This window comes from Achromobacter sp. MUI-25009338, from assembly GCF_057359325.1.
Map to the genome: position 1 here is coordinate 211,593 of NZ_CM170627.1, position 15,848 is coordinate 227,440.

The following is a 15,848-nucleotide window of genomic DNA, read 5'->3' on the forward strand; positions in this document are numbered from 1 at the left end:
CGATGCCGGGCGCGGGACTCGTCCATTTTTAAGGTGTGCAGGCATGAAGATCACGGTCGTGGGTACCGGTTACGTGGGTTTGGTGTCGGGGGCGTGCCTGGCCGATATGGGCAACGACGTCATGTGCCTGGACCTCGACGCCGACAAGATCGCCCTGCTGCGCCGCGGCGGCATCCCCATCTACGAGCCCGGCCTGGAAGACCTGGTGCGCCGCAACGTGCAGGCCGGCCGGCTGCATTTCACCGACGACGTGGCGCAAAGCGTGGCCTTCGGCGACGTGCAGTTCATCGCCGTGGGCACCCCGCCGGGCGAAGACGGCTCGGCCGACCTGAAGTACGTGCTGGCCGCCGCCCGCAACATCGCGCGCCACATGACGGCGCGCAAGCTGATCGTGGACAAGTCCACCGTGCCGGTGGGCACGGCCGACAAGGTGCGCGAAGTGGTCGCGCAGGAACTGGCCGCGCGCGGCGTGGACATTCCGTTCAGCGTCGCGTCCAACCCGGAATTCCTCAAGGAAGGCGCGGCCATCAACGACTTCATGAGCCCCGACCGCGTCGTGGTCGGCGCCGACGACGAATACACGATCGGCGTGATGCGCCGCATCTATGAGCCGTTCCAGCGCACCCACGACCGCCTGATGGTGATGGACGTGCGCTCGGCCGAACTGACCAAGTACGCCGCCAACGCCATGCTGGCCACCCGCATTTCGTTCATGAATGAAATGGCCAACCTGGCCGAGGCGCTGGGCGCCGACATCGAGCAGGTGCGCCGCGGCATCGGCGCCGACCCGCGCATCGGCTACCACTTCCTGTATCCGGGCGCCGGCTACGGCGGCTCGTGCTTTCCCAAGGACGTGCAGGCGCTGGTCAACACCGCCGCCGAGAACGCGCTGCCGATGCGCGTCATCGAGGCGGCCGAGGCCGCCAACCACGCGCAGAAATTCCGCCTCTCCGAGAAGCTGGTGAGCCACCTGGGCGAAGACCTGCGCGGGCGCAGGATCGCGCTGTGGGGCCTGTCGTTCAAGCCCAATACCGACGACATGCGCGAAGCGCCCAGCCTGACCGCGATCGCCGAACTCACGCGGCGCGGCGCCGAAGTGCGCGCCTACGACCCGGTGGCCATGCACGAGGCCGCCCGCGTGCTGGCCGGCCAGTCCGGCGTCACCTTCGCCACCGACATGTACGACGCGCTGGACGGCGCCGACGCGCTGCTCATCGCCACCGAATGGAAAGTGTTCCGCGCGCCCGACTTCGATCGCGTGAAATCCCTGCTCAAGACGCCGCTCATCATCGACGGCCGCAACCTGTACACGCCGGCCGACGTGCGCGCGATGGGCTTCCAGTACTCCGGCATCGGGCGCGCATGAAAATCCTGCAGCTGAACTTCGAGAAAGGCTGGCGCGGAGGCGAACGGCAGACCCTGTACTGCATGCGCGCGTTCCGCAAGGCCGGCCACGAAGTCGAAGTCATGTGCCGCGAGGGCGCGCCGCTGGCCGAGCGCGCCCGCCAGGAAGGCTTCATCGCCCACACCTGCCGCAATGTGCCGGGGCAGCTGGCCTTTCTGGCCGGGGCCGGGCGCTACGACATCGTCCACGCCCAGACGGCCAACACCATCACCTGGGCGGTGCTGACCAAATGGCTGCACCGCCGCCCGGTGGCGTTCTCGCGCCGCACCTCGTTCGCGGTCAAGCCCGGCGACGAATGGAAGACCGGCTTCAAATGGCGCCACGCCGATCTGTTCGTGGCGATCAGCGAAATGGCCGCGGGCGAGCCGCGCCGCCTGGGTATCGAACCCGTCATCATCCGCAGCGCCGTCGAGCCGCACCGGATCGACGCCGAAAACGTCGCCGGCCTGGTGCGCGAATTCGATCTGGACGGCAAGAAGGTCATGGCCACCTCGGCCGCGCTGATCCGCGACAAGGACCCGGTGACGCTGGTGCGCGCCGTGGGCGAATTGGCCAGGACGCGCCGCGATTTCGTGTTCCTGCACTTCGGCGCCGGCGGCGACCGCGAACAGCAGGCCAAAGACGAGGCGCGCAGGCTGGGCATCGAGGACGTCTACCGCTTCGCGGGTTTTCGCAAGGGCGTGGAAGACTTCTACAGCATCCTCGACGTGTTCGTCATGAGCTCCGAGGAAGAAGCCCTGGGCAGCAGCGTGCTCGACGCCTTCCTGCAGCGGGTGCCGGTGGTGTCCACCGACGCCGGCGGCCTGAAGGAAAGCCTGGCCGACGGCCGCGGCGTGCTGGTCGCCGTGGGCGACTTTAAGGCCATGGCCCAGGGCATGGCGCGCTGCCTGGACGACGCGGCCTTCCGCCAGGAAGTCACCGAGCGCGCCTACGAATACGTGCGCAGCGAGCACGACGTGCAGGAAATGGGCAACCGCTACCTGGCGCAGTTCGAGCGCCTGCTGGCGCGCCGCTGAAGCCCGCGTTCAGGCGCGCAGGTCGATGCGCGTCTCGAACTTGGCGCGATGCACCGAGAAGAACGTGCGCACGTTGCGCACATTGGCCTGGGCGGTGAACGCCCGGTGCGCCAGCGCGTGATAGGCCGGCATGTCCCGGACCTGCGCGATCACCACGAAATCCGGCCCCGGCGAGACCCGGTAGCACTGCAGCACCGCGCGCTCGGCCTGCAGGCTTTGTTCGAACTCGTCCAGGCGCTCGGCCGCCTGCACGTCCAGCGTGATTTCCACGATGGCCGTCAGCGTGCTGCCCAGCTTCTCGGGCGCCAGGATCGCCACCTGCCGGTCGATCACGCCTTCGTCCACCAGCCGGCGCACCCGCCGCAGACAGGTCGGCGGCGAGGCATGCACGCGCAGCGCCAGGTCCTGGTTGGTCAGCGAGCAGTCTTCTTGTAACTGTTCAAGAATGCGCCGGTCCAGATCGTCCAGCTCAGGCAGCGTAATCGGCGGGTTTTGCATGATTAATTTCAAAATCGTCGTCTATACGAAAGATAATTTAATCACAAATATGTAAGGGAATTAACTTACATATATAGCCAGATAAAGAAATCAAATTTCTTGCCGTCGCGAGCACAATGCGTCCGTACCTGAACTTTCCGGAGCTCCTCCTATGTGCGGCATTGTTGGCGCCGTCGCCCAGCGCGACATCACCCCGATCCTGGTCGAAGGCCTCAAGCGCCTGGAGTACCGCGGCTATGACTCCTGCGGCGTCGCCGTCTACGCCGACGGCCACCTGCGCCGCACGCGCAGCACCCAGCGCGTCTCCGAGCTGGCCGCCCAGGTCGAGCAGGACAAGCTGCAGGGCTATACCGGCATCGCCCACACCCGCTGGGCCACCCACGGCGTGCCCGCCACCCACAACGCCCACCCGCATTTCTCGCACCTGGGCAACGACGAGCCGCGCATCGCGCTGGTCCACAACGGCATCATCGAAAACCACGACGAACTGCGCGCCGAGCTGCAGGCCGTGGGCTACGTGTTCGAGAGCCAGACCGACACCGAGGTCATCGCCCACCTGGTCAACCACCTGTACGCCGGCGACCTGTTCGAAGCCGTGCAGAACGCCGTGCGCCGCCTGCATGGCGCCTACGCCATCGCCGTGTTCTGCCGCGACGAACCGCACCGCGTGGTCGGCGCGCGCCAGGGCTCGCCGCTGGTGGTGGGCGTGGGCCAGAACGAAAACTTCCTGGCCTCCGACGCGCTGGCCCTGGCCGGCACGACCGACCAGATCATCTACCTGGAAGACGGCGACGTCGTCGACCTGCAGCTGGCGCGCGTCTGGATCGTCGACGCCGCCGGCAAGAACGTGCAGCGCGAAGTCCACACCGTGCACGTGCACACCGGCGCGGCCGAGCTCGGCCCCTACCGCCACTACATGCAGAAGGAAATCTTCGAGCAGCCGCGCGCCGTCGGCGACACGCTGCAGGACATCGAGGCGATCACGCCCGAACTCTTCGGCGACGACGCCTACAAGATCTTCAAGGACATCGACTCCCTGCTGATCCTGGCCTGCGGCACCAGCTACTACGCCGGCCTGACCGCCAAGTACTGGATCGAATCGATCGCCAAGATCCCGGTGGCCGTGGAAATCGCCAGCGAATACCGCTATCGCGACAGCGTGCCCAACCCGCGCTCGCTGGTCGTCACCATCTCGCAGTCCGGCGAAACCGCCGACACGCTGGCCGCGCTCAAGCACGCCCGCTCGCTCGGCATGGAAAACACGCTGACCATCTGCAACGTGTCCACCAGCGCCATGGTGCGCGAGTGCAAGCTGTCGTACATCACCCGCGCCGGCGTCGAAATCGGCGTGGCCTCGACCAAGGCCTTCACCACCCAGCTCACCGCGCTGTTCCTGCTGACGCTGGCGCTGGCGCAGGTGCGCGGACGCCTGAGCGACGAGCAGGAAGCCGAACACCTGAAGGCGCTGCGCCACCTGCCGGTGGCCATCGGCTCGGTGCTGGCGCTCGAACCCCAGATCATGGCCTGGGCCGACCGCTTCGCCTCCAAGGAAAACGCCCTGTTCCTGGGCCGCGGCATGCACTATCCGATCGCCCTGGAAGGCGCGCTCAAGCTCAAGGAAATCAGCTACATCCACGCCGAAGCCTACCCGGCCGGCGAACTCAAGCACGGCCCGCTGGCCCTGGTGACCGAGCATATGCCCGTGGTCACCATCGCGCCCAAGGACGAACTGCTGGAAAAGCTGAAGTCCAACATGCAGGAAGTGCGCGCCCGCGGCGGCGAACTGTACGTCTTCGCCGACGCCGACAGCAAGATCCAAAGCGCCGAAGGCATGCACGTGATCCGCATGCCCGAACACTACGGCAAGCTCTCGCCCATCCTGCACACGGTGCCGCTGCAGCTGCTGTCGTATCACACGGCTTGCGCCCGGGGGACTGATGTGGATAAGCCGCGTAATTTGGCTAAGAGTGTGACGGTGGAGTGAGGCGGGGATAAAGCCGGTATTTCGACAAGTCTCGGCGAAAAACGTTTTCTGCGTTTGAAGTTGGTTATTTCGTGATTTTTGGGCCGCCTTTAAGGCGGCCTTCTTCTTTGCCGGTGACTAGGGCTTAGAAGTAGCGAAGTACAAGCTCGGATGTGCGTTGGCTGGAGGCTGTTTGCGTATTCCGCCCGGCGAATTTTTTGGGGCTTTTGATCGACTAAGGACTTACTGCTCCATCTCGAATGCCCGCCTTCGACCCAAAGCGGAAGTTCGGTATCCTGGTTTTTCTATAGCAGCAACGCAGCGCAAGCCACCATTCGGTTGCGCGTCCGAACATTTTTGTTCGACGGACCACTGCTCGTGGGCCTATTTCAGGCTAACACGTGAAGTGGCCTGATCGGCAGCGCGACCACTTGCAATGACTTCATGCAAAGCCAAGGAGGCGCTTTTCAATGCTTAGAACCCACCGCTAGGCCAACTGCGCTATTTGAGACTCCCTGGGAGCGAAGCGCCGAGCTCCCGTGATCATGGAGAGCACAGCTGATGCTCGCTCAAGTGTGATGTACGGAGCGCCAGTACCTCGATACGCTGAAGCAAAAGCCGGCCATTCCGTTAAAATCCGGCGCCTCAGGGCTTTCGCCTCCGCCACAGACTCTAAGGTCACTGCCAGAACACAATCCGAGAGGACTACGCGGCGATCCGCGCCCAGCACACATAGCTTTCCGGGTGTGATGAGTCCGACCCGTGGAAACAATAAAGCAGGGCCTGTGACAACGCGACCTTCGACACATTCACCCGAATCCGTTACAACGCCATCCGTCAAATGACTCGTGTGCACCAAGGGTTGGCCCTGCCTGGTGGAAACTGTTTTTCGAGAGTGCATTTGGACTTGGCCCCGCAAAATCCGAAGCTCTGCCTTATCTACGGCGCTAGGAACGAGCGCTACTTGCTTTTCTAATTTGGTCATCCGAACAAGGCACGTGCGGGCTCTCACGCCGTGGAACGCAGACCGCGCGTTGTCGCGAATTACCTCTATTTCGTAGTAGGTTCGGAGAGCTCTCCAGACCGGTTCATCGTACGTCCCTATGAGGCACCCGTCGGGTAGTACTGCCAGGATAGCTCCCGACGGCCGAAGAAACGGAAGACTGTTGAGAATGAACGCGAGTGCAATGCTGGCCTGCAGCTTCTCGTCGCCGAAGACGATGTTATAGGTGCGCCTATTTCTACGGGAGAAGGGAGGATTTAGTAGTATCAGGTCGACGCTTCCGACGTGCTGCCGAAGTGCGGAGGACCTGACTGAGCGAGGATTCAAAAAGTCCGCACATGAGGTTTTCCACTGCGGCCGATTCTTTCGAATACTGGCTATTGCGTACGCAGAGATATCGTTCGCTATCATCGACGCTAAGGGCCATCGTCTTTCAGCAGCAAAGAGCAGGCTGCCCTCCCCACAAGCGAAGTCGGCCACTGTGATGGCACGGCGGCGCTTTCTCGCCAGACTAACCAATGTGTCCGCCAATTCGGGCGATGTGTAGAAACGGTCCATTATTGACGTGCAGCCTGTACGCCTGCCGGAATTACGGCCGCCCCGGCGGTAATCGCGCCCACGTGGTAGACAAGAAGCCTCTCCTGACCGTCAGTGCGGCCTTCCTTGCGAATCGGATTGTCGTAAATGAGCTCGATGCGGCTGGGCGACGTGAGAGCAAACATCACGGCACCCAACGCGTGCGGTTTTGTCCCGATCATTGCCACCTTCAAAACGGCAACAGGGTTAAATTGGGCCAGTCTCTGCAACAAGTAGAAGCAGCTAAAAGGACAGTTTGCGGGAACATATCGGACTTGCTCCCAGGCACCGGTTTCCTCCAGAGCGGCTCTGTTGCCCATATAGGTTTCAAATACGTACCAAGGCTTAAACCCAGGTATGCCAACCACCGGGACTATCCGTTCGTGACTTGGTTGAACCTGTTCGATGACGTGTCGAAACCTCGCACCTTCAAAGCCCAGCAATGGCACAAACACGAAATCGTCAGAAGTCGCAATCGTTGCGAACCCAGGCATCGGTGCGATGCCCGCGATGCGCGCGCTGAGATCGTAGATTTGCCCCTCCATCGGCGCTGCACTCCGCTTGTAACGATTCGGCTCCACGTAGACAACGCGCACTTCCATGCGGGCAGTCGTAGCAGCACGAATCAGAGCCGCCCACGTCGGATGGCTAAGCCCCGTAATGTCCACGTAGAGAACCCGACCAGTACCGAGCGGAGCGAGCAGCCTCTCCAGGGATGCCGCGCTTCTGAGAAGGAAGCGCTCGCTGAAGCCAGCCACCTCAAATCCCGAGACGGTCTCCGCAGTGACCTCGATGAATTTCACGTTGGTGCAAGTTTGGCGCCATTTCGCTGCATGGTTGCTCCTGTCTTCGTTGCTAACCCGATAGATGTATGCGCTCCCAGCCACTGGCGTGAAGAGAGTGACCGACTCGAATGTGTCAGTCAATATCGGTTCGTGCTTTTTGTCATGCATAAAAATCGCCGAACAACTGGAGTTGATCGGGGAGTTCTGCTTCGGAAGGCCTATTATTCAGCTTCAACACCGCTTCAATACCCTCTCTGGGCCGATCCACCAAGCTTAATAGATTGGCACTCGACAGCAGAATCTTTCTCTTCTTTCGATGGCTGATGACGAAGAATGGAGCAAAGATCGGATGAATCATGTAGTCATAGGCTTTGGTATCTCGTTCATCCAACAACTTGCTGCCAGCATACCTGACCAGCGCCAGGTGCATTACGGAGTGCTTGAGTAGCTCTGTCGCGCGTACATCGCTTTCTGGTGCAACCTCTTCGCGCAGGTGAAACTGGTTCGCCTCTGGGGTATGCCCGGCCGGCGATTCGGCAAGCACGCCGAAGACCCGTCCTAGGCTCAGCAGCAGCTTTGTTAGTCGAGCGCCGTCCACGCTGAGACCTTCTAGTTCAGACAAGTTCTTCCTGCCCACTGCTTGGGCGGCTTGCGTCTGGATCTCAGCGCTAATAGGCGATATCTCGGTGCGGCCCTCTTCTATGTGAAGAAGCAGCGCCGAGTGGACAAGCTCCAGCAGATATCGAATGTTGCCTTCGCAAAGGGCAAGGTACACGTCCCAACCGCTGTAGTACTTGCGGATACCTCGCTTGCCTCGGCGGATGGCAAAGAGCGATGCATGGAAGTGGTTGTCAAAGCGGTCCTTGCTGGCTGCTTTCCCGTCGAGCCACGAGTCTATTTCGGCGCCAAGCGTCGTATCGGGATGGGCACTTGACCAATAATCCAAGAAATATTGCACGCCGATCGGAAGTGCCTGTGCAGCCTCTCTACGTCCCGGCGAACTTGCATTTTCAATCGCCTTGCGTACACGAGCCGCCTGAGCCTTGTCAATCAGTCTTTCAGCCTCTTCCAACTCGCTCAACTTCGGGAACAGTGCAGGAAAATCTGCGGCGCCAGTAGATAGCTCAACAGTATTCTGGTAGCGGACGGAAAGCACCTGCTCCGCAAAGGATTTAAAGCGGGAGTCAGTAAGCCGTTCCGAAATCGAGATCCGCGCATAGTCTGCTGGCGACGTCAGTTGCTCGTTCGCGTTCAAGGTCGATCGTTCACGCCACCCTAGCTCTCGAACCCCAACTTTGAAAGTGTATGAGCTTGGCGCGTGTTTGATGATGGTATTTAGAACCCGCTGTTGGTAATCCTCGTAGTTTTCAAACTCATCGATGAGGAAAAAGAACTGCTTACCGGCTAGGGCGGGAGAACTGAGCAGAGCGCTCGCGAGAGTGTCTACCGGGGCCGCCTGCATCGATAAGAAGGGCGGTGGAGCATCGACGATGCAGTTGATAGACGACTCGAACATCAGAACTTGAACGCGAACCTCTTGTGCCAACTCCGCCAGTCCACCCTCTGACTGCAGGTTAAGAGTGGCGCGAAACGCCGCCAAATCTGCTACTGAAAGCGAAAGGCTTCGTTCTGTATGAAGCTCGTACCAGCATGCGAACTCTAGAAGTTGCGTGCAGAACAACAGGTTGAGATAGTGTGCAAAGCAGGCGCGCCACCTTTCCTCGCTCAACTCTGGGCCGCGAAACGCCGTTACTCTATTGGTGTTGACTCGGTGATAGAGGCCGAAGAACTGCCAGGTGTCAATGACGCTCTTATCCGAGTTGGCGAATGCGAACTGTCCTTGATACGACAACCCTTGAAGCACAGTCGTCTTGCCCGTTCCGCGCCCACCGATGAGCACACACGGCCGATTCATCTTCAATTCATCGAAATAGCCGGGTTCGGTAAACAGGTCGAACAACTTTCCGCGAAGCCACTCGGCCTTGTATAGGCCGAGCACCGTGCTGAGTTTGTTGATATGGCCGGTCTCGTTAGTCATGGTTATTTCTTTAGGAGCGGCTTCCAGCCGTTCTCTTGATGCGTAAATATAGGTAGGATTGCGTCCGGCCAGCCATGTGCAAAAGCGAGAGCCAACCCAAGCTTTCGATAACCCTTCCAGCATCCCTCCTGACCATCTCTAAAAGGAATTCTTGCTTTATTGCTTGCGCGCTCTACGAACTGGGGTCCGGTGACTCGCATGTCATCGCGCCAAATGACAGAGTTGTCCGAAAGAGCACTGTAAGTATCTGGGAGTACGTGGGCAGGCACAACTTTCACCAGGGGGCATGTTGCGGAGATGTGTTTGCGTCCTACTTCGGTGCAGACCAAAGGACAGTAATAGAAGCCCACCGAATGAGATCCGATAGTCGCGACGAGCGATTTGAATGAGCCTGTTGCAAAGTCCGAAAGCTGGTGAATCTTAGTCCACGTGTTCTCAAACTGTTCGCCGGACCCGACAAAATCGTCCACGAATATCACATTTCCCCGAGGCGCTGCCCGCAGTCGTTCCAACGCTTTGGCGGGCGGAAGAATCTGCTCCTCTTGCACTCCGATAATATCCCGAGCTATCCGAGTAAAGATGAAACCGCTATCGGCATCGCTGCTATGGTGCCCTTCAACGCGAACCACAAGGGCTGATTCGACGAACTGATTCCACTGGGTGCTGGCGGAGAAATAATTATCCTTATTCTGCACAACTAACTGTGAAAGATTTTGAAATGCACCGCAGAAGAGCGCCTCCACCAACTCACTTGAGAAATACGTGAATCCTTCCAATAGCCGTATAGCGTACTTCTGATCGCCTTTTTCGAAGTTCTCTAACCAACCTCTTGGGTCAAATCTAGCCGCCCGTGGCCACAGTTGCGCATTGACGAAGAACTTCCAGTTTTCTGCAACGGTAGGGGGAAGTTCAACAGGCACAGGTGACCTCTTTTAGTTCTGGCAATAGTCGCGGATAGAGCTCGACGGTCGAAGACGTGAACGTGTGCCCATGATTGATGTGACATTTTACGTCGAAACCGCGTGGCGTTAGCCCCAGTGACATCCAGATGCCCCCGGCGCAAACCTGTCGAAGGTCGTTTGGGCAGCTGCGCGGCCATAGCAGCAGCGGTCGGCCCCGTAGGTTGACGCTGATTGCAGTGCCACCTAACGTAACAACTCGGGACGACTTTGGTTAGCCAGATAGGCCATCTGAACAAATTTCCGACAGGCCGCTCCTGACCGGCAAGCGTCCGCTTGCCGGCCGGGATGCATCAAACCTCGGTTTGTTCAGCCATCTCAAGCGCATCGTCGACCTCGATGCCAAGGTAGCGAACTGTGCTTTCCAGCTTTGTATGCCCGAGCAGCAGTTGTACAGCCCGAAGATTCTTCGTCCGGCGGTAGATCAACGAGGCTTTTGTACGGCGCATAGTGTGGGTTCCATATGCGGTATCGTCTAGGCCAATCGATGCGATCCAGCGATGCACAATCCGGGCGTACTGCCGCGTCGATAGTTGTGGCGACGTATGCAACCGGCTCGGAAACAGAAAATCCGCCGCCTTTAGCCCTCGCGTCTCGATCCATGCTTCAACGCTCTCACGGGTTTGCCCCGTGGTCTCGAATTGCACCGGACGCAGGGTCTTTTGTTGCATGACGGTGGCTCTGGCGGCCACGTGGCTTCCGTGACGGATGTCCTGCACCTGCAATCGCGTGAGATCACACGCGCGAAGCTTGCTATCGATTGCGAGATTGAACATTGCGAGTTCCCGGGCGTTCGACGCCATCTGCAGTCTCGTTCGGATTGCCCAAATTTCTCCTAGCTTTAGAGGTGGCTTCTGCCCGGTGATTTTGCCTTTGTTCCATGGCGCACGATGGCCAACGGTGACATTCGCGGATTCCATGACAATCTCGTTTCGCGTAAAGGGAGATTCAGTGTGCTCCTACGGAGGGTCGCTATCCGACCCAAAGCAGTCTCCCAAGACCAAGCTAAAAAGCAGCCATCCGAGGCGTTATCAGGCAAGTTTTGGTACATTCCGCGTAACCCATTTCTGAGAAATTTGACCGACTGCAAGCGCCAAATATGGGATGCAGATGGGTTCGGTCTAAATTATGTTAGGGGTTTATGAAAACCGATTTTATGCGGCCGCCAAAGCTATATAGATACTCCGAAAAAAAATGGCTGGAGCGCTCTCTTGGTCTTGGTGAGTTTCGTCTGCGGCCCGCGACTGACTATAAACAACAAGAGACTGACGCAGCACGACATGATGATGAATTAGTTCGTATAAACACGTCTCCAGCTAGTTCCGTGTTGATCACTGTTATGCACACGGGGCAGATCATCAAACCTATCGGCGAAGTTGTCTATAGAACAGACGTCGGGACGAATTATTTGACCATCTGCTTTTCAAAGCTCCGGGATGAGCGTCAATTTGATGATTTTCCTGGCACCGATGCATGCCTAGTCATCCATAAGGTAGATGATTTCTGCCAAAGGTTGCATCATGCGGGCTGAGATCGCTCTGCCTCAGTGGGCGGGCGTGGATGCCGCCGTCGTGTATGGAGGCAACAGTGCGCTTGGTGCAGTTTTCTCTAAGCCACTTAAATTCAGCTCGCAGCATGAGTGGCGTTTTGCGTGGCGCCCTCACCAGCGAGTTGAAGAGCTGTCTCCCGTTCTGCTCACAATTGGAAGCATTGCTGATATTGCAGAGATCGTGGAGAGACCTGCTGCTGCATCGCCCTCTTAACTCAAACGTTGGGTGTTTTTTACCGCCACTGGCTGCTTCTGGCCGATAGCAGTCTCGCAGTGACAGCGCCTGGTGCGGGGCCGGTTTCCTGTGTGGCCCGGCATCCTAGAATGCGTGTTGTTCTGCCTGGCACGCAGAGTTTGTCTGCCAAGAGACAGGAGGCCCTTTCCGCAGCCATTCAAATCAAGTGATTGCAAGGAACATTGGAGCGGCCTGATTTCTCGCTTTCACTACTAATGTCGCCACCGGCACGCTATGTCTGTGCGACCATTCGGCACTGATGTTGGAGAAGTTCAAGGGACCGCTTCCGCCCGGTCACGGTGCCAAAGCCGTCGTCCGAGAGTTTTACAATCCTGAATTGGTAAGACAGAAATACAACTTAGGAATTGTATTCCATCTCTACAACTTCCATTGCGTATTCCCACCTTACGCAGTAAAGTTTGTAAACCAGCAATACAACGTCAAACTTGTATGTCCGAATTCCCCGTACGGACCGCAGGCCAGCTGCCGACACTGCTCCAGGCTTTTCGCAAGCAGTCCGGCCTGACTCAAGCAGATACCGCTAAGCGCCTGGGCATCAGCCAGCAGGCCTTGTCCAATCTCGAGCGTCATGCCGACAAGGTCAGCGCCGGCCGGCTGCTGGAGCTTCTCAGCATCCTGGGCGTCGAACTCGTGCTGCGTCAGGACAGCGCATCACCGTCCGCGGCGTCGCCGGAAACCTCTGTGCCGCCCCGCCCGGCGTGGTGAGCCGTGGGTCGACGCTCGCACACCCGCACCCTGAATCTCTGGATGAACGGCGAATTCGTCGGCACCTGGAGCATCCATTCTCATGCTGCCGAAAAGCTGCAGTACGCCGACGCCTGGGTTGCTTCCCCCCAAGGCCGGCCGCTGTCGCTGTCGTTGCCCTTCACCCCTGGCAACAAGCCGCACCGTGGCGATGCCGTCCGCACGTACTTCGAGAACCTGCTGCCGGACAGCAAGGACATACGTGAGCGTGTCGCGCGTCGATTTCAGGCCGGTTCGACCGATGCGTTCGCGCTGCTGGCCGAAATCGGCCGGGATTGCGCGGGCGCTTTGCAGGTGCTGCCGGACGCGGCACCGCCGGACGGCGTTGACGAGGTCCACGCGACGCCGCTGGACGACGCCGAAGTGGCCCAGGTCTTGCGCAACACTCTGGCGCCGGCCGCGGTGGGCAGCCGAGACGCGACAGACGACGAAGGCTTTCGTGTTTCCATCGCCGGCGCTCAAGAGAAGACGGCGCTGCTCCGGTACGACGACCGGTGGTGTCTGCCTCATGGCGCGACGCCGAGCACCCATATTTTCAAGTTGCCGCTGGGCCTGGTCGGCAACGTTCAGTTCGATATGCGCGACTCCGTCGAGAACGAGTGGCTGTGTTCAGAGATCCTGCACGCCTATGGCCTGCCGGTGGCCCGCACAAAGGCCCTCCAGTTCGAAGATATGAAGGTGCTCGCGGTCGAGCGCTTCGACCGCAGGTGGTGGACCGCTCCTGACGGCAAGCGCTGGCTCGTCCGGTTGCCGCAAGAAGACATGTGCCAGGCCACCGGGACACCGCCTCACCTGAAATACGAGGCGGACGGCGGGCCGGGCGTGCGCGCCATCACGAAATTGCTGGCCACCTCCACAGACCCGGATGGAGACCGCCGCAAGTTCTTCCAGGCGCAGGTCCTCTTTTGCATGCTGCGCGCCACTGACGGCCACGCGAAGAACTTCAGTCTCTTTCTGAACGCTGGCGGCAGCTACCGGCTCACGCCGCTGTACGACGTGCTGTCGGCCTACCCGGTGATCGGCACGCGGGCGAACCAGCTTTCGCCATTCAAGGCCAGGATGGCCATGGCCGTGCGTTCGAAGAATCCCCATTGGGCCATGCGGGACATCCTGCGCCGGCACTGGCTGACCATGGGCGCCGAGCATGGGGTGGTGGCGCCCGATGGCCGCGGCGCGGAGGCGGTGGTCGACGACCTGGTGGCGCGCACGCCCGGGGTCGTGAAGACCGTTCGCGCGTTGCTGCCCGCCGGATTCCCCATGTACGTGGCTGATTCCATCCTCGACGGCCTGCAACAGGCTGCCGACAAACTCGCAGCTTAGCGACAAAGGACCGGCCCTACGGCGCCTTCATCTCCTGCTTTTTCTTCTTCTCCTCTTTTTCTCCGTCGTAATGGGACTTGATGGCGAGATACATGCCGGTGCCCAACACGAGGAGCTTGAACGTACCGAAGACTACAGGGATCCAAAAATTCATCATTTCCTCGAAACGAGCGCAGGTCGGACGCGCGGAGTGAACGCTATACTCCCTACAAACCAGCCGAATTTTACCGTCAAAATCCATACAAACTGTTGAATTTCTCGGTTTGTATGTTTTTTCCTGCCTGCGCAGGGTGCAAAAACCCCATACATCAAGATAAGGCATGTCTCTCCCACGTCGCCTGAAGAAAGCAAACACGTCTTGGGTGCGGCCCCTGACCGCGGGCTCGGGCCCCCGGTACCAGCAGATCGCCGCGCAAATCGTCACGGCGGTGGAGGACGGCGTGCTTCGGGCGGGTGACCGCCTGCCCCCGCAGCGCGAGCTGGCCCAGGCATTGGGCGTCGATCTCACGACCGTCACCCGGGCGTACACGGAAGTCCGCCAGCAAGGCTTGCTGGAAGCCCAGGGGTCGGGCGGGACTTATGTGGCCTATTCGGGCGCCGAAACGGCGGGGACGATCGACCTGGGCATGAATATCCCGCCGTTGCTCGGCAGCGCGGAGTTTCTGCACATGCTTGCGCAAGGCGGCGACGCGACGCAGGCGGCGGCAAGCTCGATGGACCTGATGAGCTATCACGTGGGTGCGGGGGCCAGCCGGCATCGGGCAGCAGCGGCGAAATGGCTGCGGCCGATGATAGGCGACACGGAGATCGAGCGGATCGTGGTCTGCCCGGGCGCCCAGACCGCCATCGCGGCGCTGTTGCTGGCCAGGAGCCAGTCCGGAGACGCCATTGCATGCGATGAGCTGACTTATCCGGGTTTCCTGGCCGCGGTACGCGTACTTCAGCGCCAGGCCGTCGGGGTGAAGTCGGATAAACTCGGCATGGACCCCGCCGACCTCCAGCGCGTGTGCGAGCAGCATCGTCCCGCGATGCTGTACCTGAATCCGACGATCCAGAACCCCACTGCGCTGACGCTCTCCCACGAGCGGCGGACGGCGCTGTTGCGTGTTGCCGAGGAATACGCGCTGCCGGTGATCGAGGACGATCCCTACTGGCTGTTGAGCGATCGTGCGCCGAGCACGATGTTCTCATTGGCCGCCGACACGTCCGCGGCCCCGGTCTACTACGTTTCGACGCTATCCAAATGCATGGCGCCAGGGCTGCGAACGGCTTACCTGGTCGTGCCTGCCGGTGAGCCGTTGAGTCCGGTTCTCGATGCCCTGCGTTCGCTGGCCCTGATGCCCGCTCCCTGGATGACTGAAATGGCTTCGGCCTGGATAGCGTCGGGGGCTGCCGCTCAATGGCTTGCACAGGTCAAGAACGAGCTGCGGCATCGGCAGGCCATAGCCGCATCGATCCTGCCCGGCAATATCCAGGCCGACCCGAACGGGCTGCATCTCTGGCTCCAGTTGCCGCGTCATATCGACCTCTACCGGCTTACGCAAACGGCGCTGCAACAAGGGGTGAGCGTCACCGACTCGGAGTCGTTTTCCACGGAGGCCCACAGCCCCGCAGCGCTTCGTGTGTCGTTGGGCGGAGCCATCGACCGGAATCGCCTGACGCAGGGCCTGACCCGGTTGGCGGAGCTGCTCAAGGGCGATCTTGCCAGGCGGGTGTCCAACGTCGTGTGATCTTTC

General features: G+C 60.1%; 14 protein-coding genes. 7 read left to right on the forward strand and 7 right to left on the reverse strand.

Annotated features, from left to right (window positions below):
- The first annotated feature begins 43 nt into the window (after window positions 1–43).
- Window positions 44–1,366, forward strand: a complete 1,323-nt coding sequence (locus AC1IQ6_RS01005) for a UDP-glucose dehydrogenase family protein (RefSeq protein WP_485865659.1) — start codon at window positions 44–46, stop codon at window positions 1,364–1,366.
- A complete protein-coding gene (locus AC1IQ6_RS01010; RefSeq protein ID WP_102773079.1) occupies window positions 1,363–2,421 on the forward strand; it encodes a glycosyltransferase family 4 protein in 1,059 nt (352 codons plus the stop codon). Before AC1IQ6_RS01005 ends, AC1IQ6_RS01010 begins: the two co-directional genes overlap by 4 nt.
- A gap of 9 nt (window positions 2,422–2,430) precedes the next feature.
- Here AC1IQ6_RS01010 and AC1IQ6_RS01015 read toward each other — a convergent pair whose 3' ends face one another.
- Window positions 2,431–2,919, reverse strand: coding sequence for an Lrp/AsnC family transcriptional regulator (locus AC1IQ6_RS01015; protein WP_102773080.1), 489 nt, complete (start codon window positions 2,917–2,919; stop codon window positions 2,431–2,433).
- A gap of 151 nt (window positions 2,920–3,070) precedes the next feature.
- Between AC1IQ6_RS01015 and glmS the strand changes: the two genes are divergently transcribed.
- Complete coding sequence (gene glmS / locus AC1IQ6_RS01020; protein ID WP_102773081.1) at window positions 3,071–4,903, forward strand: glutamine--fructose-6-phosphate transaminase (isomerizing); 1,833 nt, start codon at window positions 3,071–3,073, stop codon at window positions 4,901–4,903.
- Between the two features lie 466 nt (window positions 4,904–5,369).
- On the opposite strand, the gene AC1IQ6_RS01025 is transcribed toward glmS, so the two are convergent.
- From AC1IQ6_RS01025 to AC1IQ6_RS01045, 5 genes are all read right to left on the reverse strand, one after another.
- On the reverse strand, window positions 5,370–6,443 hold the full coding sequence (locus AC1IQ6_RS01025; RefSeq protein WP_485865660.1) for a methyltransferase: 1,074 nt from the start codon (window positions 6,441–6,443) through the stop codon (window positions 5,370–5,372).
- A complete protein-coding gene (locus AC1IQ6_RS01030; RefSeq protein ID WP_485865661.1) occupies window positions 6,443–7,414 on the reverse strand; it encodes a hypothetical protein in 972 nt (323 codons plus the stop codon). Before AC1IQ6_RS01030 ends, AC1IQ6_RS01025 begins: the two co-directional genes overlap by 1 nt.
- A complete protein-coding gene (locus tag AC1IQ6_RS01035) occupies window positions 7,407–9,284 on the reverse strand; it encodes an ORC-CDC6 family AAA ATPase (RefSeq protein ID WP_485865662.1) in 1,878 nt (625 codons plus the stop codon). The genes AC1IQ6_RS01030 and AC1IQ6_RS01035 overlap by 8 nt, the downstream gene beginning before the upstream one ends.
- Window positions 9,285–9,286: 2 nt before the next feature.
- Window positions 9,287–10,204, reverse strand: coding sequence for a phosphoribosyltransferase-like protein (locus tag AC1IQ6_RS01040; RefSeq protein WP_485865663.1), 918 nt, complete (start codon window positions 10,202–10,204; stop codon window positions 9,287–9,289).
- A gap of 332 nt (window positions 10,205–10,536) precedes the next feature.
- Entirely contained in the window at window positions 10,537–11,163 is a 627-nt protein-coding gene (locus AC1IQ6_RS01045) for a tyrosine-type recombinase/integrase (protein WP_485865664.1), read from the reverse strand.
- Window positions 11,164–11,384: 221 nt separating this feature from the next.
- Between AC1IQ6_RS01045 and AC1IQ6_RS01050 the strand changes: the two genes are divergently transcribed.
- From AC1IQ6_RS01050 to AC1IQ6_RS01060, 3 genes are all read left to right on the forward strand, one after another.
- Window positions 11,385–11,774 carry a hypothetical protein gene (locus AC1IQ6_RS01050; protein WP_485865665.1) on the forward strand — a complete coding sequence of 130 codons (390 nt, stop codon included), beginning with the start codon at window positions 11,385–11,387 and terminating at the stop codon, window positions 11,772–11,774.
- A gap of 703 nt (window positions 11,775–12,477) precedes the next feature.
- Complete coding sequence (locus AC1IQ6_RS01055; protein WP_485865666.1) at window positions 12,478–12,753, forward strand: helix-turn-helix domain-containing protein; 276 nt, start codon at window positions 12,478–12,480, stop codon at window positions 12,751–12,753.
- Between the two features lie 3 nt (window positions 12,754–12,756).
- Window positions 12,757–14,112, forward strand: coding sequence for a type II toxin-antitoxin system HipA family toxin (locus AC1IQ6_RS01060; RefSeq protein ID WP_485865667.1), 1,356 nt, complete (start codon window positions 12,757–12,759; stop codon window positions 14,110–14,112).
- Window positions 14,113–14,128: 16 nt separating this feature from the next.
- On the opposite strand, the gene AC1IQ6_RS01065 is transcribed toward AC1IQ6_RS01060, so the two are convergent.
- Window positions 14,129–14,434, reverse strand: coding sequence for a hypothetical protein (locus AC1IQ6_RS01065; RefSeq protein WP_146196899.1), 306 nt, complete (start codon window positions 14,432–14,434; stop codon window positions 14,129–14,131).
- Here AC1IQ6_RS01065 and AC1IQ6_RS01070 point away from each other — a divergent pair.
- Window positions 14,433–15,842: an aminotransferase-like domain-containing protein gene (locus tag AC1IQ6_RS01070; protein ID WP_485865668.1), complete on the forward strand. Its 1,410-nt coding sequence runs from the start codon at window positions 14,433–14,435 to the stop codon at window positions 15,840–15,842. The genes AC1IQ6_RS01065 and AC1IQ6_RS01070 overlap by 2 nt on opposite strands.
- The last annotated feature ends 6 nt before the right edge of the window (window positions 15,843–15,848 follow it).

Excerpts from the sequence above, each read along its gene's own strand:
- AC1IQ6_RS01010 (WP_102773079.1), top strand. The coding sequence starts at position 1,363 with ATGAAAATCCTGCAGCTGAACTTCGAGAAAGGCTGGCGCGGAGGCGAA.
- AC1IQ6_RS01035 (WP_485865662.1), bottom strand. The coding sequence starts at position 9,284 with ATGACTAACGAGACCGGCCATATCAACAAACTCAGCACGGTGCTCGGC.
- AC1IQ6_RS01005 (WP_485865659.1), top strand. The coding sequence starts at position 44 with ATGAAGATCACGGTCGTGGGTACCGGTTACGTGGGTTTGGTGTCGGGG.
- AC1IQ6_RS01065 (WP_146196899.1), bottom strand. The coding sequence starts at position 14,434 with ATGCCTTATCTTGATGTATGGGGTTTTTGCACCCTGCGCAGGCAGGAA.
- AC1IQ6_RS01045 (WP_485865664.1), bottom strand. The coding sequence starts at position 11,163 with ATGGAATCCGCGAATGTCACCGTTGGCCATCGTGCGCCATGGAACAAA.
- AC1IQ6_RS01025 (WP_485865660.1), bottom strand. The coding sequence starts at position 6,443 with ATGGACCGTTTCTACACATCGCCCGAATTGGCGGACACATTGGTTAGT.
- AC1IQ6_RS01030 (WP_485865661.1), bottom strand. The coding sequence starts at position 7,414 with ATGCATGACAAAAAGCACGAACCGATATTGACTGACACATTCGAGTCG.
- AC1IQ6_RS01050 (WP_485865665.1), top strand. The coding sequence starts at position 11,385 with ATGAAAACCGATTTTATGCGGCCGCCAAAGCTATATAGATACTCCGAA.
- AC1IQ6_RS01055 (WP_485865666.1), top strand. The coding sequence starts at position 12,478 with ATGTCCGAATTCCCCGTACGGACCGCAGGCCAGCTGCCGACACTGCTC.
- AC1IQ6_RS01070 (WP_485865668.1), top strand. The coding sequence starts at position 14,433 with ATGTCTCTCCCACGTCGCCTGAAGAAAGCAAACACGTCTTGGGTGCGG.
- glmS (WP_102773081.1), top strand. The coding sequence starts at position 3,071 with ATGTGCGGCATTGTTGGCGCCGTCGCCCAGCGCGACATCACCCCGATC.
- AC1IQ6_RS01015 (WP_102773080.1), bottom strand. The coding sequence starts at position 2,919 with ATGCAAAACCCGCCGATTACGCTGCCTGAGCTGGACGATCTGGACCGG.